This is a genomic window from Parablautia sp. Marseille-Q6255, from assembly GCF_951230155.1.
GTDB lineage: Bacteria > Bacillota > Clostridia > Lachnospirales > Lachnospiraceae > Choladousia.
Map to the genome: position 1 here is coordinate 200,846 of NZ_CATNVD010000001.1, position 19,389 is coordinate 220,234.

Annotated in this window: 17 protein-coding genes; all 17 read right to left on the reverse strand. The window is 51.2% G+C overall.

Annotated elements, in window-relative coordinates; translation table 11 throughout:
* Positions 1-7 precede the first annotated feature (7 nt).
* Positions 8-505, reverse strand: coding sequence for an rRNA maturation RNase YbeY (ybeY, locus tag QOX44_RS01040; protein ID WP_283680789.1), 498 nt, complete (start codon positions 503-505; stop codon positions 8-10).
* On the reverse strand, positions 502-1,506 hold the full coding sequence (locus tag QOX44_RS01045; protein ID WP_283680790.1) for a PhoH family protein: 1,005 nt from the start codon (positions 1,504-1,506) through the stop codon (positions 502-504). Before QOX44_RS01045 ends, ybeY begins: the two co-directional genes overlap by 4 nt.
* The gene (locus QOX44_RS01050) at positions 1,493-2,725 is read right to left on the reverse strand and encodes a sporulation protein YqfD (protein WP_283680791.1); all 1,233 of its coding nucleotides are present in this window, start codon (positions 2,723-2,725) and stop codon (positions 1,493-1,495) included. The genes QOX44_RS01045 and QOX44_RS01050 overlap by 14 nt, the downstream gene beginning before the upstream one ends.
* Positions 2,726-2,794: 69 nt before the next feature.
* Positions 2,795-3,073 (reverse strand): YabP/YqfC family sporulation protein, encoded by a 279-nt coding sequence (locus tag QOX44_RS01055; protein ID WP_283680792.1) that lies wholly within the window; start codon positions 3,071-3,073, stop codon positions 2,795-2,797.
* A 202-nt stretch (positions 3,074-3,275) separates the two neighbouring features.
* Positions 3,276-6,500, reverse strand: a complete 3,225-nt coding sequence (carB, locus tag QOX44_RS01060) for a carbamoyl-phosphate synthase large subunit (protein ID WP_283680793.1) — start codon at positions 6,498-6,500, stop codon at positions 3,276-3,278.
* A 159-nt stretch (positions 6,501-6,659) separates the two neighbouring features.
* Positions 6,660-7,139: a 23S rRNA (pseudouridine(1915)-N(3))-methyltransferase RlmH gene (gene rlmH / locus QOX44_RS01065; RefSeq protein WP_283680795.1), complete on the reverse strand. Its 480-nt coding sequence runs from the start codon at positions 7,137-7,139 to the stop codon at positions 6,660-6,662.
* Positions 7,136-7,396, reverse strand: coding sequence for a hypothetical protein (locus QOX44_RS01070; protein WP_283680796.1), 261 nt, complete (start codon positions 7,394-7,396; stop codon positions 7,136-7,138). Before QOX44_RS01070 ends, rlmH begins: the two co-directional genes overlap by 4 nt.
* A 96-nt stretch (positions 7,397-7,492) precedes the next feature.
* Positions 7,493-8,884 (reverse strand): NADPH-dependent glutamate synthase, encoded by a 1,392-nt coding sequence (gene gltA, locus QOX44_RS01075; protein WP_283680797.1) that lies wholly within the window; start codon positions 8,882-8,884, stop codon positions 7,493-7,495.
* Complete coding sequence (locus QOX44_RS01080) at positions 8,884-9,777, reverse strand: sulfide/dihydroorotate dehydrogenase-like FAD/NAD-binding protein (RefSeq protein WP_283680798.1); 894 nt, start codon at positions 9,775-9,777, stop codon at positions 8,884-8,886. Before QOX44_RS01080 ends, gltA begins: the two co-directional genes overlap by 1 nt.
* Before the next feature lie 130 nt (positions 9,778-9,907).
* Complete coding sequence (locus tag QOX44_RS01085) at positions 9,908-13,003, reverse strand: FtsK/SpoIIIE family DNA translocase (protein WP_283680799.1); 3,096 nt, start codon at positions 13,001-13,003, stop codon at positions 9,908-9,910.
* A gap of 47 nt (positions 13,004-13,050) precedes the next feature.
* A complete protein-coding gene (locus tag QOX44_RS01090) occupies positions 13,051-13,926 on the reverse strand; it encodes an undecaprenyl-diphosphate phosphatase (protein WP_283680800.1) in 876 nt (291 codons plus the stop codon).
* A gap of 103 nt (positions 13,927-14,029) precedes the next feature.
* Positions 14,030-14,746, reverse strand: a complete 717-nt coding sequence (locus tag QOX44_RS01095; RefSeq protein ID WP_283680801.1) for a ClpP family protease — start codon at positions 14,744-14,746, stop codon at positions 14,030-14,032.
* Between the two features lie 144 nt (positions 14,747-14,890).
* On the reverse strand, positions 14,891-15,658 hold the full coding sequence (locus QOX44_RS01100; protein WP_283680802.1) for a CFI-box-CTERM domain-containing protein: 768 nt from the start codon (positions 15,656-15,658) through the stop codon (positions 14,891-14,893).
* A 5-nt stretch (positions 15,659-15,663) separates the two neighbouring features.
* Positions 15,664-16,392 carry a YebC/PmpR family DNA-binding transcriptional regulator gene (locus QOX44_RS01105; RefSeq protein ID WP_283680803.1) on the reverse strand — a complete coding sequence of 243 codons (729 nt, stop codon included), beginning with the start codon at positions 16,390-16,392 and terminating at the stop codon, positions 15,664-15,666.
* A gap of 10 nt (positions 16,393-16,402) precedes the next feature.
* Positions 16,403-17,683, reverse strand: a complete 1,281-nt coding sequence (locus QOX44_RS01110) for a hemolysin family protein (protein WP_283680804.1) — start codon at positions 17,681-17,683, stop codon at positions 16,403-16,405.
* A gap of 99 nt (positions 17,684-17,782) precedes the next feature.
* Positions 17,783-18,130 carry a type II toxin-antitoxin system PemK/MazF family toxin gene (locus QOX44_RS01115; protein ID WP_283680806.1) on the reverse strand — a complete coding sequence of 116 codons (348 nt, stop codon included), beginning with the start codon at positions 18,128-18,130 and terminating at the stop codon, positions 17,783-17,785.
* A 114-nt stretch (positions 18,131-18,244) separates the two neighbouring features.
* Entirely contained in the window at positions 18,245-19,387 is a 1,143-nt protein-coding gene (gene alr / locus QOX44_RS01120) for an alanine racemase (protein WP_283680807.1), read from the reverse strand.
* Between the last annotated feature and the right edge of the window lie 2 nt (positions 19,388-19,389).

The window sequence follows — 19,389 nt, forward strand, 5'->3', positions numbered from 1 at the left end:
TTCCTCCTTATCTTGTAATGTTCAGTTTTTCGAGAATCTCCTCCTGAAGCGCTTCCATCTGTGCAGCCTCTTCCGGAGTCATATGATCGTATCCGATCAGATGCAAAATACTGTGCGTGATCAGAAACGCATACTCCCTCTTTACCGAATGTCCGAACTTCTCCGCCTGCTCTGACACCTTATCTGCCGATATGACAATATCCCCAAGCATCAGCTCTCCGGTATCCGGCTCAAAACAGTCAATCCCCTCATCTTCCAGAAAATCAAAATCCCCGGGCACCTCATACTGTGTCATGGGGAAGGACAGGACATCTGTCGCGCTGTCGATCCCGCGCTGCTCCTTATTGATCCTGTGTATTTCCTCGTTGTCCGTGATCAGCAGACCCACCTGCGCCTCATACGGACAGTCCATATAATCCAGCGCGCAGGAAATGACTTCCTCCGCGATCTCATACAGATCCAGCCCCAGATCTGCTGCTCCTTCCTGCTCAAAATCAATGGTCATCTTGGCTTCCTCCCGGTCTCCTGCCTGCGCGTTTCGCGCTTCTTTTCCCGTTTTTCATATTCCTCGTACGCATTTACAATCTTCTGGACCAGAGGATGGCGCACAACATCCTGACTCGTCATCGCGCAAAAGCTGATATCATCTACCTTTGCAAGCACCTTCATTGCTGTATCAAGTCCTGATGGAGCGCCGGACGGCAGGTCCTTTTGCGTCTGGTCTCCAGTCACAACTACCTTTGATCCAAACCCGATACGGGTAAGGAACATCTTCATCTGAGCAGGAGAGGTATTTTGCGCCTCATCCAGAATGATAAAGGCATTGTCCAGTGTCCGCCCTCTCATGTAAGCCAGAGGCGCCACCTCGATCAGACCCTTCTCCATATTTTTCAGAAAGCTGTCCGGTCCCATGATCTGATATAATGCGTCATACAGCGGACGCAGATACGGGTCGACCTTGCTTTGCAGATCGCCCGGCAGAAATCCGAGCTTTTCCCCCGCCTCTATCGCGGGCCGCGTCAGAATGATACGTCCCACCTCGTCATTCTTAAACGCTGTGATCGCCATTGCCATAGCAAGATAGGTCTTTCCGGTCCCGGCGGGTCCCGTGCCAAATACGATCATCTTTTTACGGATCGCATCTACATACGCCTTCTGTCCCAGCGTTTTTGGCTTGATCGGCTTTCCATTTACTGTGTGGCAGATGCAGTCCGCATCGATCTCCACAAGAGAGGATTCCTTCTCTTCCCAGGAAAGTGCGATCGCATAATTGACATTTTGTTCTGTGATCGCTGTCCCCTTTTGCGAGAGTTCCTGCAGGCTTTCCAGAATATGCTTCGCCTTTACAGCGTTTGAAGGACTTCCCAGGATCCGGATCGTCCCGTCGCGGTTTAACACCGTCACCTGCAGTGCCCGCTCAATCTTTTTTACATACTGGTCAAACTGACCGAAAATATTCTGTATATGCTCTGCCGGCACATTCAGTGTCATCTCAACCATAGTCATTTTTCAGCAATTCCTCCTCTGCACGGTCTATCGCTACACGGCGCACCGCACTTTCTCCTGTCACAAGAACGCCTGACGCAATGGCAGACTTCTCATTCCATTCTATTTTAACATCATTTTCAAATATTTGAACCCCCTTTTCCTGCAATTTTTGAATAAAATATTCTAAATTTGATTGCAGAATCTGCTCTGCTTCTTTTTTTGTATATATAATTTTCTCTATTGTATATTCTTTAACTGTATATTTTGTCACATATACCGGCAGATAAAAGTTTTCCAGAAGCTGTATCTGGACCGTCTCGGCCAGCACATCATACTGTTCATAGCTGTCTGGAAATCCGGAAAGCGCAAAAGGCAGCTCTCCTATGCGCACACGAAAGCACGTCTTCTGCCGCCCCGTATAATGCTTCTGCTTTGCCGTAAGAGGCAGCACCTCGCGGTACGGGGTCTGTGTGCGCAGCACCACATCTGCGTCCGCCGCTACGTACTGCACGCTGCAAAGCGACTTGCTGTCATCGTAGATCGGAAGGATCCCGGAGACAAGCAGCTGTCCTTTCTCCACCGTATCTCCCGGCTGTACCACGCTTCTTCCGCTTCTTGCATACACAGATACGACAGTTCCGGCTTTTGAGGCGGCAAGACCCGACGCCTCCCGTTCTCCGGTATCTGACATTTTCTCTTCCAGGATCCCCTCCTTTACGTGGATCTGGAGCCTCGTCCCGTTAAGCTCTGCCGCCACCCAGGAAAACTGTGTAAAATAATTGCGCAGCTCTGATGCCAGCTCCTTACAGTCCACCTGCGACTTCGGCATCCCGTGACGAATACCTGCGCTCTCCAGATATTCAAAGATCACCTCATCCGTCTGGGACCAGTTTCCGTCTACCGTGATATTCCATATGTGCGAGGAAAGCCAGAACATAAAAAGAAAAGCCGCGGCGATACCTGCAATATAAAATTTTCTTTTCCGATATTTATGCATAAAAAAAGGCAGACCAAAGCGCCCCGTAATACGCACGGACGCATGGCTTTTTCTGGCGATCATCCGCAGCTTTCTGAAATCCCTTAAAAGCACGTACGCCTCATACGCCTCTCCCTGAGGCAGCAGCTCCCACAGCGTGATATCGTGATAGGCGCACAGGTTCAAAAAACGGTCATACGAGCTTCCGCCAATCCGGATACGGACATATCCCTTTAAAAAATTCAAAAAACGTACCTCCATACAGCCTCCCTCCTGCCGGCCCGGTGATCCCTTCTTTTCCGGCTTTCCCTGTCTCTGGCGGTACCTTTCTTACTGATACTCCAGCTTATCAATAATGCCGGAGATTTCTATCTCATCTCTGGAATAGCTTTCTATCTTCAGATGTCTGCCTGTGACGCAGATCTTTCCCTGCCTCGTGATCAGCCGTATCTGCGTATCTGTATAAGAAGAAATTCCCTTAAAATTTTCGACCGCAAGCCGTTCCCTCCCCTGCATCGAAACAAGAATCGTTCCCTTTGAAACATCCTCCGGGAGCTGCATCGCCCGGACGAGACCAGAACCCATAAACTGCCCGGGTCTTTTTTTCATACTGCACACGCCCCTGTACCGCGTCTCTTTTACCGTAAAGCATATGTGGTCTTTCTCCCCTTTATTCCCTATCGGATAAAATCGTGCTTTCTTATACTATAAAAATGTGCTGCGGCAAAATACACTTTCTGTATTTGCCGCAGCACACTGCACAGCGTATGGGCGTCCCGTTGCAAAATATACCGGGCGCTACCCTGTCTTTTTATTTATCTTTGATCATTGCATGCAGCTCCTGAAGAGAGTTGACCTCACCGCATCCCTGCATCTTCATAGACTTGATACCGCTGACGGTAGCCGCTGCTGCCGCGATCGTTGTCATATACGGTACTTTCTTTTTGATAGCAGCCTTTCTCAGATAGCTGTCATCCATCTTACTGCTTGCCCCGACTGGCGTATTTACGATCAGGTCGATCTTGCCGTTCATGATCAGATCGTAGATATTCGGTCTGCCTTCCTGCACCTTATTGACCTGCTCTGCCTCGATACCGGCCTCTTCCAGGGATTTTTTCGTTCCCTCTGTCGCAAGGATCTTAAATCCGGTCGCAACAAATTCCCTGGCCACACGGATCGTCTCTTCTTTATCCTTATTATTTACAGAGATCAGCACTGTTCCCTCAAGCGGAAGCCTTGTCTGTGTCGCCTCCTGTGCCTTGAAGAATGCCTCTCCCCAGAATCTCGACAGCCCAAGCACTTCTCCGGTCGAACGCATCTCCGGTCCGAGCACCGGGTCTACCTCCTGGAACATATTGAACGGGAACACGGCTTCCTTTACTCCGTAATACGGAATATCCTGTTCCTTTAACTGTGGAACCGGAGACGGTCTGCCTGTAAGCTCTGCAGTAGCCACCTCGATCGCGAGCGGTACCATACGGATGTTGCATACCTTTGATACGAGCGGAACCGTACGGGATGCTCTCGGATTGGCCTCCAGCACATATACCTTTCCATTTTCGATCGCATACTGCATATTCATCAGACCCTTTACATGCATCTCCTCTGCGATCCTTCTCGTATATTCCTTGATCGTCGCAACATTCTCCTCGGAGAGATGTCTGGACGGGATAATACATGCAGAATCACCGGAATGTACACCCGCAAGCTCGATGTGCTCCATGACAGCCGGAACGAATGCATGCGTGCCGTCGCAGATCGCATCTGCCTCACATTCTGTGGCATGCATGAGGAAACGGTCGATCAGGATCGGACGATCCGGTGTCACGCCTACCGCAGCCTTCATATATCCGATCATGCTCTCAGGATTGTATACAACCTCCATGCCGCGTCCGCCAAGCACGTAGGACGGGCGCACCATCACCGGATAGCCGATCTTATCTGCGATCGCAAGCGCCTCATCTACATTGACTGCCATACCGGACTCCGGCATCGGGATCTCCAGCTTCTCCATCATCGCGCGGAACAGATCGCGGTCCTCCGCGAGGTCGATCACAGACGGAGCCGTTCCAAGGATCCGGACGCCGTTCTTCTCCAGATCTGCTGCCAGATTCAGCGGCGTCTGTCCGCCAAACTGAGCGATCACGCCGACCGGCTTCTCCTTCTTATAGATGCTTAGTACATCCTCCAGTGTCAGCGGCTCGAAATAAAGCTTGTCAGACGTATCGTAATCCGTAGAAACCGTCTCAGGATTGCAGTTCACGATGATCGTCTCAAATCCGAGCTTTTTCAGCGCCAGAGAAGCGTGTACACAGCAATAGTCAAACTCAATACCCTGTCCGATACGGTTCGGTCCTCCGCCAAGGATCATGATCTTCGGCTTCTCCTCCCGGATCGGATTTTTGTCCGGTGCATTATAGGTGGAGTAATAATATGCATTATCCTTTGTGCCGCTTACGTGAACGCCCTCCCAGGCCTCCTCCACGCCAAGCTCGATCCGGCGCGTCCGGATATCAGCCTCCGGCACCTCAAGGATCTGGCTCAAATATTTATCAGAGAATCCGTCCTTCTTCGCCGCTGTGAGCGCCTCGTCAGACGGAAGGCCTCCTTTGTAAGAAAGCAGCGCTTCTTCCTCTTCTACAAGCTCCTTCATCTGCTCGATAAAGTAATGCTTTACCTTTGTTATCTCATGGATCTCATCTACCGTCGCACCTTTTCGCAGCGCCTCATACATAATGAAATGGCGCTCGCTTGTCGGCGTTGCAAGCAGACGCAGCAGCTCTTCTTTGGATCTGCTGTCAAAATCTTTTGCATGTCCGAGTCCGTATCTTCCCGTCTCCAGGCTTCGGATCGCTTTCTGGAATGCCTCCTTGTAGGTCTTTCCGATGCTCATGACCTCTCCGACCGCGCGCATCTGCGTACCAAGCTTGTCCTCCACGCCTTTGAACTTTTCAAATGCCCAGCGCGCAAACTTGATCACAACGTAATCGCCGTCCGGCACGTATTTATCCAAAGTACCATACTTTCCGCACGGAATATCTTTCAGGGTCAGCCCTGTAGCAAGCATTGCAGAGACAAGTGCGATCGGGAATCCTGTCGCCTTGGATGCAAGCGCAGAAGAACGTGACGTTCTCGGATTGATCTCGATGACAATGTCACGGTCTGTCTTCGGATCATGCGCCCACTGTACATTTGTACCGCCGATTACCTGGATCGACTCAACGATCTTATAGGACTTTTCCTGAAGACGCTTCTGCACGTTCTCCGGGATCGTCAGCATCGGCGCGGAACAGAAGGAATCTCCTGTATGTACACCGAGCGGATCAATATTCTCAATGAAGCAGACAGTGATCATGTTGTTGTCCGCGTCACGCACTACCTCAAGCTCGAGCTCCTCCCAGCCAAGGATCGATTCCTCCACCAGAACCTGTCCGACGAGACTTGCCTGCAGTCCGCGCGCACATACCGTTTTCAGCTCTTCTACATTATATACCAGACCGCCGCCGGCTCCGCCCATCGTATAAGCCGGACGCAGTACGACCGGATAGCCAAGGCGGTCAGCGATCGCAAGCGCCTCATCCACCGAGTATGCGACCTCGCTCCTTGCCATCTCGATCCCGAGACTCTCCATTGTCTTTTTAAACTCAATACGATCCTCACCGCGCTCGATCGCATCTACCTGAACACCGATCACCTCTACGTTATACTTTTCCAGCACACCTGCCTGCGCTAATTCTGAACATAAATTAAGACCGGACTGTCCGCCAAGATTCGGCAATAAAGCATCTGGTCTTTCCTTTGCGATGATCTGTTCAATTCGTTCTACATTAAGCGGCTCAATATAAGTCACGTCGGCCGTTTCCGGATCCGTCATGATCGTAGCCGGATTAGAATTTACTAATACAATTTCATAACCTAAATTTCTAAGAGCCTTGCACGCCTGAGTTCCTGAATAATCAAATTCACAAGCCTGTCCGATAATGATCGGGCCGGAACCGATGATCAGTACTTTTTTAATATCTTTTCTCTGGGACATCCTTACTCCTCCATTTTGTATATAGTACTTACAGTTATCCCGAATATTATACAGGATAACCGTTATAACTGCAAGAGCTGATTTGCAGATTTTGTACAGTTTTTTGTCTTTTTCTGTCTTTTTTCTCTCCGCCGTTTTGAGATCCCGCAGCGCCGGATGTTATTTGTGGTACGGCTCTCCCCTGCTGATCCGGAAGCTGCGGTACAGCTGCTCAAGCAGTATCATCCGCATCAGCTGGTGCGGAAAGGTCATTTTTGAAAAACTCAGACGATCATCTGCCCGGTCCAGCACCTCGTCGGAAAGTCCCAGCGATCCGCCGATCACAAAGACCAGATGCCCTTTTCCCTGCACGCCAAGACGGTCAAGCTCCTTTGAGAGCTCCACCGAGTCCGGCATATGACCGTTGATCGCAAGTGCGATCACGTAATCTCCGTCTTTGATATAGCGCAGGAGCCGCTCTCCCTCGGTCCGCCTGATCTGAGCTTCCTGTGCGGCAGACGCCTGATCCGGCGTCTTTTCATCCGCCACCTCGAGGATCTCCAGGCGGCAGTACCGTCCAAGCCTCTTTGCATATTCAGCGATCCCGTCCCGCAGATATTTTTCCTTGATTTTTCCTACTGTCAGAACTGTAATCTTCATACTCCATGCTCCCGCAGCACATATTTCGCCTTCTCGTAATCCTTTTTATGTACAAACACCTCATACGTATCTTCAGCTGCGAACCCTCCCATACGGCTGCGCATCGTGCCTGCTCCGGGCGCGGCCCATTTATCCATGGGATTCGACACCTTGTAAGTGTAATCGATCCCTTCACATGCAAGAATATCACGTATCTTTGAAAATCTGCGCATATCTGTACCGATATAAATGCTTTCTCTGTTAAATACTGTAATCATAGGCAGATTCCTTTCCCACAAAAAACATCCGGGCAAAGATCACGGTCAGTGCCCCTGCGCTGCCATCTGTCTTTGTCCGGATGCGGTTGCGTTTGTTTAGTTCTTTGCACTCAGGAACTCATGGATTCCCTTTGCTGCAGCCTTTCCGGCGCCCATAGCCAGGATAACGGTAGCCGCTCCTGTCACAGCATCGCCGCCTGCAAACACGCCGTCCTTTGAGGTCTGGCCTGTCGTATCATCTGCCACGATGCATTTTCTCTTATTTACATCCAGTCCGATCGTGGTAGAGGAGATCAGCGGGTTCGGTGACGTACCCAGTGACATGATCACAGTGTCAACATCAATGTCAAACTCAGATCCCGGGATCTCTACCGGACGTCTTCTTCCGGATGCATCCGGCTCGCCAAGCTCCATGCGGATGCAGCGGATACCGCATACGCTGTCGTTCTCATCTACGAGGATCTCCTTTGGATTTGTCAGAAGATCAAAAATGATCCCCTCTTCCTTTGCGTGATGAACCTCTTCTGCACGGGCCGGAAGCTCTGCCTCACTTCTGCGGTATACGATATGTACTTCTGCACCGAGACGCAGCGCTGTTCTTGCAGCGTCCATTGCAACGTTTCCGCCGCCGACTACTGCTACCTTTTTGCCGTGTACGATCGGTGTATCATAATCCTCACGGAAAGCTTTCATCAGGTTATTTCTGGTCAGGTACTCATTCGCAGAGAATACACCCTTTGCAGTCTCTCCCGGAATACCCATAAACATCGGAAGTCCTGCGCCGGAACCGATAAATACCGCCTCAAATCCTTCCTCATCCATCAGCTCATCAATTGTAATAGACTTGCCAATGATGACATTTGTCTCGATCTTTACACCGAGAGATTTTACATTTTCCACTTCCTTTGCGACCACGTCAAGCTTCGGAAGACGGAACTCCGGAATACCGTATACAAGCACTCCGCCCGGCTCATGAAGCGCCTCAAAGATCGTCACATCATAGCCATACTTTGCGAGATCACCGGCGCAGGTAAGTCCTGCAGGACCGGAACCGATCACTGCCACCTTGCGTCCTGTCCTGTTCTCGGGAGCAGGCGGTTTGATCCCGTTCTCTCTTGCCCAGTCAGCAACAAAGCGCTCCAGCTTTCCAATAGAAACAGCCTCGCCTTTGATGCCGCGGATACATTTTCCCTCACACTGGCTCTCCTGCGGACAGACACGGCCGCAGATTGCCGGAAGTGCACTGGACTCGGAGATCACCTTGTAGGCATCCTCGAATTTTCCTTCTTTTACTTCCTTGATAAATGCCGGGATATTGATATTTACCGGGCATCCCTCGATACATTTTGCATTTTTGCAATTTAAGCAGCGCGCAGCTTCTTCCATTGCTTCTTCTTTATTATAGCCAAGGCATACCTCGTCAAAATTTGTCGCTCTCACCTGCGGATCCTGCTCTCTTACAGGAACCTTCTTTAATACGTCTGCCATTATTCGTCACCTCCGCAATTGCCGCATCCGCCGTGATGAGTATCTCCCTCACGCAGCTTCAGAAGCGCTCTGCCTTCCTCTGTCTTGTACATTGCCTGTCTCTTCATCGCAGCGTCGAAATCGATCAGATGACCGTCAAACTCCGGCCCATCCACGCAGGCAAACTTCACTTCATCGCCGACTACCACACGACATGCTCCGCACATGCCTGTGCCGTCCACCATGATCGGGTTCATGCTGACGATCGTCTTCAGATTGTATTTTTTCGTTGTCAGGCAGCAGAATTTCATCATGATCATCGGTCCGATGGATACACACCAGTCGTATGTCTTTCCTTCGTTTGTGATCAGATCATCAATAACTTTTGTGACCATACCGCTTCTGCCGTAGGAACCGTCATCGGTGGTGATGTAGAGATTTCCTGCCACCTCTTTGAACTTATCCTCCATGATCACGAGGTCCTTTGTCTTGGCTCCGATGATAACATCAGCCTCAACGCCATGCTCATGCAGCCATTTTACCTGCGGATATACCGGTGCAGTACCTACACCGCCGGCAACAAAAAGAATCTTTTTCTTTTTTGTCTCCTCCAGCTCTTTCTCCAGACACAGCTCTGACGGCTGTCCGAGCGGACCTACGAAATCGCGGAAGGAATCTCCCGTCTTCAGTGTAGCAAACTTCTCTGTAGAAGCACCGATCGGCTGGAATACGATCGTGATTGTGCCGGCCTCTCTGTCATAGTCGCAGATCGTAAGCGGGATCCTCTCACCGACTTCATCCATCTTGACAATAATAAACTGTCCCGGCAGGCAGCGCTTTGCAACTCGCGGAGCTTCGACAACCATCTCATAGATATTGCCCGCAAGCTTTCCTGCTTTCAAAATCTTGTACATTCGTATACCTCCATATTGTTTATAGCAGGGAAACCCTGCCTTTGTACTGCGCGCTGTAAATCACGCAGGTCATATTTCATTCAGTATAAAACAACAGACGGGAAAATTCAACGGGAAAATCAGACATTTGTCAGTTTTCTTCGAGATAATTTTCAAATTCCTCTGCAGACATCAAAATCTTCCGGGGCTTTGTTCCCTCTTCCGGCCCCACAACTCCCGCCTCGCTTAGCTGATCCATGATCCGGGCCGCACGGTTAAAGCCGATTTTGAACACACGCTGCAGCATACCGATGGAAGCTTTATCTTTTTCGATAATAAATTTACCCGCATCCGCAAACAGCGCATCCGTATCCTCCTCGCCTCTTGCTGCGGCCGCACTGTGCTGGACCTTCGCGATCTGAGCTTCTATGTCCGCACGGTAAGACGGATCTGTATTTTTGTTTTTCAGAAAATCTACCACATCAGAGACTTCTTCATCTGAAACAAACGCCCCCTGCACTCTGGCCGGCTTCTGATAGCCCTGCGGATAAAACAGCATGTCTCCTTTTCCAAGCAGCTTTTCCGCCCCTCCCATATCAATGATCGTACGGGAATCGACGCTTGACGTCACCGAAAAGGCAATACGCGAAGGCATATTTGCCTTGATCAGTCCGGTGATGACATTTACAGACGGACGCTGTGTCGCGATGATCAGATGGATCCCCGCCGCACGCGCAAGCTGTGCCAGGCGGCAGATAGAATCCTCCACCTCGCCCGGAGCCACCATCATCAGATCCGCAAGCTCATCCACGATGATAATGATCTGCGGAAGCTTCTGCGGCTTCTTGTCATCTTCTATATCCTGAATATCCTCGATCTTTTTATTATATCCCTTCAGATCGCGCACACCAAGCTCTGCGAATTTGTTGTACCGGTCCGTCATCTCCGCAACCCCCCAGTTAAGCGCACCTGCCGCTTTCTTTGGGTCTGTCACAACCGGGATATAAAGATGCGGGATCCCATTATATACACTCAGCTCTACGACCTTCGGGTCGATCATGATCAGTTTGACCTCTTCCGGCTTTGCCTTGTACAGGATACTCATGATCAGCGTATTGATGCAGACGGACTTACCGGATCCTGTGGCTCCTGCGATCAGCAGATGAGGCATCTTCGCAATATCGGAGACAACAACCTTTCCGGCGATATCCTTTCCCGTGGCAAACGCCAGCTTTGACGGATGCTTTCTGAATTCCTTTGATTCCAGCAGATCACGCAGCGCCACAGCGCTGTTCTCTGTATTTGGCACCTCAATACCGACGGCTGCCTTTCCGGGGATCGGCGCTTCAATACGAATATCGGCTGCCGCAAGATTCAGCTTGATATCATCGGCAAGTGAGACAATGCGGCTGACCTTTACTCCCTGTTCCGGCAAAAGCTCATAGCGGGTCACGCTCGGTCCGCAGCTTACATTTGTTACTGTCACACGCACGCCAAAGCTCTCAAGCGTCTGCTGCAGCTTCGCCGCTGTCTTTCGTATCTCCTGTTCCTGCCCCGCACTTGATTTACTGCTGCCGCGCTTTAGAAGATCCAGCGGCGGGAATACGTATTCCGGCTTTACTGCCTCTGCCGCTTTTTCCATCTCAGCCTGCACACTGGCGATCCCCTCCTCGATCTCCTCCTTTGAGGAGCGTGGATTCTTTTTCGGCGCCATCGGCCGGGCTGCCTCCTCCTGCTCTTTCCTGTCTTCTTCGGATACCTCAGAAACCTTTTCTCTGCTTTCCGGTGCTTTTCTCACCTGCTCCGCCGCCTGCGCTTCCTGAGATGGTTGCACCGCGTGCGGTTCGCGGTATGGCAGCTCTTCCTGTCCGCCGCCTGCTTCCTCCTGCTGCTGTGTATGGATCCCCTCAATATGCAGCGGCATACGCTCGCTGTAAAGCTCAAGCCCCATATCATCCGCTTTCTCATCCGTCTGCATGTCTGCAGTCAGCTGCTCCAGATCAATATAGGAGGTCCCTTTCTCCGGCGAAGCGTCCATGCGCATACTGCGGCCGCCATCCAGGTGTCCGGGCATGATCTCATGGATCTCTGCCCCAACGCTCTCCGGACTGCCGACGATCTTCGTATCCATTGTCACGCCGCAGACCTTATGCCCGGTACGGCTCTCACGCCCCTGGACCGGAAACAGGACCGGCACGTCGATCTCTGTGCGTACCTGCTGTCTGCCGCCTCTGTGGCCCTTTTCCTGTGCCATGACATTTTGCTGCGGCTGCTCCTGACAGGCCGTCTCATCTGCCCTGTCCTCCCCGGGCGCCTGCGCATTTCTCACATTGTCCCGCACTACCACCGGATGGTGCCTGCGGTACGCTTCCTCCTCCTGCCACTCTTCCATCTCCCTGCGATGCGCCTCGCGCCTTCTGGCAGAGGATTCCCTTGCCGAGCGATATACCCGGCTGCTTTTATTTCTGACAAAACGCATCAGGGATTTCTGTGTTGTCAGCACAAAAAATACGATCATCAGAACCAGGAGCAGGATCCCCGTTCCTGCCACGCCCAGGGCAGGCTGCAGCAGGCTGCAGATCGTACCGCCGATCACTCCGCCCCCTGTTTTTTTAGAAGCGCAGAACTCATACAGCTGTGCCGCGGTGGCATGCGGCTCCTCTCCATATACAAACAGCGCTGCAACACCGCAGATACAGATGTACAGTCCGAGTGCAGACAGGCATTTCACAGATGCGATGCGGCTGCCTCTATTTGATATCAGAAATGCAGCTGCCACAAATACGATCACCGGAAACGCGTATGCCGTGATCCCGAACACACCAAAACTGACATCGGAGATCACCTCTCCAAGATAACCCCCGATGCCAAAATAACTGATATATAACAAAATACAGACTGCAAGGATCAGCCACAGCACAGCCTCCCTCACGATCAGCGGATTTGTCTGTTCCCGATCAGGCGATATGCCGGCTGTCTGCTGCTCGACTCTGGTCAGCTTTGCAGGACGGCTTTCTCCTGACCGGGTACGCTTTGCCGTCTTCCCTGTGCTCTTTGACGGTCCTGCCTCCCGAACGGAAGCAGCCGTCTGTTTCACTGCTGTACCGCTCTTTCTGGTTCCTGTGCTTTTTTTCGCTGCGGTACTGCTCTTTCCGGTCCCGGTACTTTTTCCTGCTGCGCCGCCCTTTGCGGTAGCTGTGCCCTTCTTCGCTGTTGTAGTCTTTTTCTTTGTTGCGTTTGATGCCAATTTTACGTCCCCTCTAACTTTTCATTCTACATGACATGCGGCATCTCTCAGATCAGAAAATGTCCTGCAACTGCCACGATCCCCACTGCGAAGCAGTAGTATGCAAAATACTTAAACTTTTTGTTGCGCACGATGACCAGCATGGTCTTGATGCAGATATAGCCGACTGCCGCGGAAAAAAGAGCGCCGACTGCATAGATCCCAATCTGCCCCATCTCGATCGGCTCTGCGATCACATCCTTGATCTCCAGCACTGCTGCGCCGAGGATTGCCGGAATCGATAAAATAAAAGAATACTTCACAGCAAATCTCCGGTCAAGGCCGCACAGAATGCAGGTCGCGATCGTTGTCCCGGAACGGGAAAGTCCCGGAAGTGTCGCAAGTCCCTGTGCCGCTCCGATGATCAGTCCGCTTTTATAGCTGACCTCCTTTGGCTTCTTTTTCCCTTCCTTTGCCAGATCTGCGATCAGCAGGAGCACACCCGTGATCAGCAGACACAGCCCCGGGATCAGAAGCGTCTCGCTGGCCTGTGTGATCAGATCCTTTCCGAGCACGCCGATCAGTCCGGTCGGAATTGTCGATACGATCACGAGCACTACAAATTTACGGTAGCTGTTGTGTACGATCTTTCTGTATTTTAACGATGTTTTATGTATCCTGTTCAGGATAAAGGTTTTCAGATTTATGCATATGTCTGCAAACATCAGGACCGCTTCCTTTATCATACTCCAGATATCTTTGCGATACACGACAAACACGGCCACCAGTGTACCGAGGTGGAGCATGATATCAAAAAGCATACTGCCCCCCGTCTCTACATTAAAAATATTCTGCAGGATAGCGAGGTGTCCGGAACTGCTCACCGGAAGGAACTCTGTAATCCCCTGCACGATACCAAGTAAAATTGATTCTATCAGTGTCATAGCTTCCTCCAAATCATATATTTTCGTTGTCTGTTTTTTATTCTATCATGTTCTTCTGCCTGAAACAAGGTTTTTTCAAAAGGCAGTATTTTGGCAGGGTGTCTCACCCTGCCTCGATCATGTGGTGCAGCTTGCAAAGTGCATCACTGATCCCTCCGGTCTCGTCGATCAGTCCCTCCTTTACCGCATCTTCTCCGACCAGGATCGTCCCCAGGTCCTTCGTCAAAATCCCGGTATCCAGCATCAGCTCCTCCAGGCGTTCTCTGGTTGCCCGCGAATGATCCGAAATAAAGCCCAGTATCCGATCCTGCATCTGCTGAAAATAATCATACGTCTGCGGCGCTCCGATGACCGTTCCGCTCATACGTACCGGATGGATCACCATTGTCCCTGTCTTTACAATAAAAGAATAGTCTGTGGAAACTGCGATCGGCACACCGATCGAATGGCTGCCGCCAAGAACAAGAGATACTTTCGGTTTGCTCAAAGAAGCGATCATTTCTGCGATCGCAAGTCCGGCCTCGACATCGCCTCCTACTGTATTGAGCAGGATCAAAAGTCCTTCTATTTCCGGATTGTCCTCGATCGCCGCCAGCCGCGGAAGTACATGCTCATACTTCGTTGTCTTTGCATTTGCCGAGAGACATTCGTGTCCTTCAATCTCCCCGATCACACTGAGCAGATGGATATTGTGGCTAAGAGACATCTCTCCCGTCTCCCTGATGGATTCTCTTTGCTCTTTTTGTTCCTCCCGCTTTTCCTCACGCCGATCCTCTGCTCCTCCCGGTTGCTTTTTCTGCGCCTGATTTGTCTGCCCCATGGTGCCCTCCTTACAATATATTTCATACTCTTACTGAGTATTTCCGATTCCGGACAATTCATACGCAAAAATCAAAAAATCCATCCGCATCAGGGCTCCCCAAAGCATACGCTTTCGTCCTGCCCGACACGGACGGATCACATCCTACTGGATAAAATATTCATCTGACAGATGGCGGACCATCTCTTCATAATGCTCCCTGCAGTCCTCCAGCCTGTCATCCTCGATCATCTCGATACACGGAGCCAGGTACTCCTTCCAGATCAGGCGGTAGATCCCCGCCGGATCCTTTTGCTGATTGATATGCTTGACGATCGTAGGCGCCACATCGTAATACTCTCCGATCAGCTCCTGTCCATCCGGAAGCGATGCAAGATACGTATCCCGGTAGTCACGCAGGAGCGTCAGCTCATAGCAGTCGTCGCTCTTTCCGAAAGACTCGCATACCGCTGTTGTGATATAGCAGAATTTCTTGTGGAAACCTTTTTCGATATAATCGAAATCAGCAGCCTGAAGATTTGATTTCGGAAACTCCCGCTTCCAGGCTTCCAGAAGCTTTTCCGCAAGCGGCTTTGACGAGTTTCCTTTATACTCGAGTACCATCGGGATCACAAAAACAGCCATGGTCATATTGAGATCCATCTGCATCTGTTCTCTGCTGTTTTTCCGGCTGCACGCATTCATCTTTTCGACTGCATGCGCCGTCAGTGCATCCGCCATGTTGATAAGGAACTGCTCCTTGTCGATCACGGAATTGTATCCGTTTTCAATTGCATCAAATGTCGCGACATGCTCCTGATACATCCTCCGGAACGCATCCGGATAAACATTCCGCTTGAAATATTTCAGCGGCTCTGCGCAGCCATCCAGCAGCTTTGGCATTCCTTCAATTCCGGTCAGATAGTAATTCATCCTGATTATTCCTCCAAGTTGGTATAAACCGCCTGTACGTCATCATCCTCATCAAGAAGATCGAGCGTCCTGTTGAGCTGCTTTAATGCAGTCTCATCCGTAAGCGCTACATAGGTCTGCGGGATCATCGTCACTTCTGCGGACGCCATCGGCACTCCCTGCTCCTCCAGAGCCTGACGGACCGTGCTGAAATCATCCGGAGAGGTCAGGATCTCAAAGCTGTCTTCCTCCTCAGAGAAATCCTCTGCCCCCGCATCCAGTGCCATCATCATCAGATCATCCGCTTCCATGTCGCATTCTTCCTTGTCAATGATGATCTGCCCTTTCTGATCAAACATATAGGAGACACAGCCCTGCGTACCAATGCTTCCGCTTCCCTTTGTGAAGGCATTTCTGACATTGGAGGCCGTACGGTTTTTATTGTCCGTCAGCGCATCTACGATGATCGCGATGCCGTTCGGTCCGTACCCCTCATATGTAACATACTCATAGTTGACGGCTCCAAGCTCTCCCGCCGCCTTCTTGATGCCTCTCTCGATCGTATCGTTGGGCATATTGTTCGCTTTTGCCTTTGCGATGATATCGCGCAGACGGCTGTTGTTTGCCGGGTCTGATCCGCCCTCTTTTACTGCTACTGCGATCTCACGGCCGATGATCGTAAAAATCTTGCCCTTTGCCGCATCATTTTTTTCCTTTTTGTGTTTGATATTTGCAAATTTTGAATGTCCTGACATAACTCAAATGTCACTCCTCTTCTTTATATTTTGTGATCCGTACAGAACAGATCATTTTATTTTTCACACTCATGATCTGGAACAGATAGCCGTATGCCACGACCTCCGCCTGCTCTCCGTCCGCCGGGATCCGGTCAAGCCGCGAGATCAAAAGTCCGTTTAAGGTACCGTAATCCTGATCTGCTTCCTCAAGCAAAAAGCCAAGCGTCTGCGTCACCTCATCAAGCGGCGCCATACCGTCCATCAGATAAGTGCCCTGCGACTCTTCATGAATGAGCGGAAGCTCGTTGTCATATTCATCCTGGATATTTCCGACGATCTCCTCCAGAATATCCTCCATCGTGACCAGTCCGGCCGTCTGCCCGTACTCATCCACGACAATGACCATCTGCAGCTTTTCTGCCTGCATATTGCGGAACAGCACGTCGATCCCCCGCGTCTGCGGAATATAACGCACGCTTCGCACAAGCCCGCTGATATCCCTGATCAGCCAGTCATCGTACGTCCCCATAGTATGGAACTTCATGGCATCCCGGAAGTGGATCACACCAAGGATATTGTCGACACTGTCCTCATATACCGGAAAACGCGATACGGACTCGCCTACCATAAAGCTGATCGCATCGTGCAGATTCATGGCGCCGCTCAAAGCAATAATATTTTTCCGGTGTGTCATGATATCGCCGGCTTTTTTATCATCCAGTTCAAAGATATTCTGGATCATCTCAGCCTCGCTGGCATTAAACACACCCTGCTCATGACCTTCATTGACCATCGTGATGATCTCGTCCTCTGTCACCTCCTGCTCCAGAGACTGCGGATCAATGCCAAACAGCCGGATGCAGAGATTGGAAAGAACAGTCATCACATATGTAAAAGGCCTCAGTACTGTCATGACCTTATGTGCAAACGCATATCTGCGTACGACTGTGCGCGTCGGATTTTTCCGCCCGGACATCTCCGGCAGAGAATATCCGGCAAGATAAACCAGCACCATCAAAAGCGCCAGCACTGCCCATTGCACACGTCCGCGCACAAAATGGATGCAGACAGCTCCTGCGCCCGTACAGATCACCACATGCAGCAGCCATATCGTATGCGAAAGCATCCCCATATGGCTCTTCACCTGCAGGATCGCCCCGGACGGCCGTCCGGCCTCCTCAAACGCTTCTTCCAGTTCGGCATCTGACGCCGCATCGACTGCGGCGGCAAATGATGTCATAATAAAGTCAATCAGCAGCAGCGCTGCCAGAACGACAGCACCTATTATACTGCCCGTGTCACTGTCCATAAAGTATATTACTCTCCTTTTGCCCCTATTGTATCCTCAGGTACGTTATCTCAATATATCATTTTCGCTTTCATTCGTCAAGTTTTGAAATCCCGGAGACTATGTAAGCAGCTCCAGGCTGACCTGAAGCGCCCGGTCCACGCGCGAAAGCAGTTCCATATCCAGATGGCACACGCGGTCCTTCAGCCGCCTTTTGTCGATCGTACGCAGCTGCTCCAGAAGGATCACAGAATCCTTTACGATCTCATACTTTCCGGCTTCTATCTCCACATGGGTCGGCAGCTTCGCCTTATTCATCTTTGATGTGATCGCCGCACAGATCACCGTCGGACTGTGCCGGTTTCCAATGTCATTCTGGATGATCAGCACCGGACGTATACCGCCCTGCTCTGATCCGACAACTGGTCTTAAATCTGCATAAAAAATATCTCCTCTTTTAATAACCACACCATTCACACTCCGATACAAGGATTTTTTCACTTCATTACCTTAAGTATCTCCCTGTTTCTTCTGTATATTCACTATGGTTATCCTGTTTTTGCAGTCCCGAAAGCAAAAATCCTATCGCCCGGTCTCCCGGCTGCCTCCCGTATACACGCGCGGCACACGCTTGCCGATATTGCAGACGAATTCATACGGGAAACGCCCGGAATCCCGGTCAAGCTCTTCCAGCGTGATCCCCTCTTTTCCGTCGCGTCCCAGAAGCGTCACCTCATCAAACAGCTGTGCGGGGATATCGGTCACATCAACCATAAACTGATCCATGCAGATCCTGCCCAGGATCGGCGCGCGTCTTCCATTGATCAGGACACTGCCCCTGCCGCTTAGGCTTCTCGGATATCCGTCCCCGTAGCCGACCGGAACTGTCGCGACGACAGTCTGTCTTTTCGCGGTAAAGGTTCCGCCATAGCTTACGTGCGTACCCGGCTGTATGGTCTTTAAGTGGATAATGTGCGATTTCAGGGACATCGCCGGCACAAGCTTCATCCGGCTCCTGTCTACCTCCTCCGACGGATAGATCCCGTAGATCGTGATCCCGGCCCGCGCCATATCCATATGTGCCTCCGGGATCTCCAGTATCCCGGCGCTGTTGGAGCAGTGGCGCATAAACCCGTGCACGCCCGCTGCTTCCAGCGTATCGCAAAAGCCAGTGAAGCGGCGGATCTGTTCCTGCGTAAAATCCTTATCCGCCTCATCTGCTTTTGCAAAATGTGTGAACACGCCCTCCACAGTAAGCTCCTTAAATCCTGCGATCCGCTTTGCCAGATCAGCTCCCTTTGCATCATCCGAAACGCCAATGCGCGACATCCCTGTATCCACAGCGATATGCACCGGTGCGCAGACGCCGCACGCTCCTGCCGCACGAGCAAACTGCTGCGCCATTTCGCAGGAGAACACAGACGGACGGACGCCATGCGCCGCCATCCATGCATAATCCTCTTCAAACGCGTAGCCCAGTATCAGCACCGGCTTTGTGATCCCCGCCTCCCGCAGGCTTTTTGCCTCCTGCACCGTTGCTACCGCAAAGCCCCATATGTAATCATAGCTCTCTGCCAGTTTTGCGATCGGCACTGCGCCATGCCCGTATCCGTCTGTTTTTACAACTGCCATCAGCCTGGCGCTTCCGCACAGATTTTTTTTCATACTGCAAAAATTCTGCGCGATCGCATCCATGTCTATATACGCAGTGATCCTTCCGTTCATCT

Bases quoted from the DNA above. Each gene is read 5' to 3' on its own strand.
- QOX44_RS01100 (WP_283680802.1), bottom strand. From the start codon at position 15,658: ATGAATTACTATCTGACCGGAATTGAAGGAATGCCAAAGCTGCTGGAT.
- QOX44_RS01070 (WP_283680796.1), bottom strand. From the start codon at position 7,396: ATGATTACAGTATTTAACAGAGAAAGCATTTATATCGGTACAGATATG.
- rlmH (WP_283680795.1), bottom strand. From the start codon at position 7,139: ATGAAGATTACAGTTCTGACAGTAGGAAAAATCAAGGAAAAATATCTG.
- QOX44_RS01045 (WP_283680790.1), bottom strand. From the start codon at position 1,506: ATGACTATGGTTGAGATGACACTGAATGTGCCGGCAGAGCATATACAG.
- carB (WP_283680793.1), bottom strand. From the start codon at position 6,500: ATGTCCCAGAGAAAAGATATTAAAAAAGTACTGATCATCGGTTCCGGC.
- QOX44_RS01080 (WP_283680798.1), bottom strand. From the start codon at position 9,777: ATGTACAAGATTTTGAAAGCAGGAAAGCTTGCGGGCAATATCTATGAG.
- QOX44_RS01095 (WP_283680801.1), bottom strand. From the start codon at position 14,746: ATGGGGCAGACAAATCAGGCGCAGAAAAAGCAACCGGGAGGAGCAGAG.
- QOX44_RS01050 (WP_283680791.1), bottom strand. From the start codon at position 2,725: ATGGAGGTACGTTTTTTGAATTTTTTAAAGGGATATGTCCGTATCCGG.
- QOX44_RS01055 (WP_283680792.1), bottom strand. From the start codon at position 3,073: ATGAAAAAAAGACCCGGGCAGTTTATGGGTTCTGGTCTCGTCCGGGCG.
- QOX44_RS01110 (WP_283680804.1), bottom strand. From the start codon at position 17,683: ATGGACAGTGACACGGGCAGTATAATAGGTGCTGTCGTTCTGGCAGCG.
- gltA (WP_283680797.1), bottom strand. From the start codon at position 8,884: ATGGCAGACGTATTAAAGAAGGTTCCTGTAAGAGAGCAGGATCCGCAG.
- QOX44_RS01105 (WP_283680803.1), bottom strand. From the start codon at position 16,392: ATGTCAGGACATTCAAAATTTGCAAATATCAAACACAAAAAGGAAAAA.
- ybeY (WP_283680789.1), bottom strand. From the start codon at position 505: ATGACCATTGATTTTGAGCAGGAAGGAGCAGCAGATCTGGGGCTGGAT.
- QOX44_RS01090 (WP_283680800.1), bottom strand. From the start codon at position 13,926: ATGACACTGATAGAATCAATTTTACTTGGTATCGTGCAGGGGATTACA.
- alr (WP_283680807.1), bottom strand. From the start codon at position 19,387: ATGAACGGAAGGATCACTGCGTATATAGACATGGATGCGATCGCGCAG.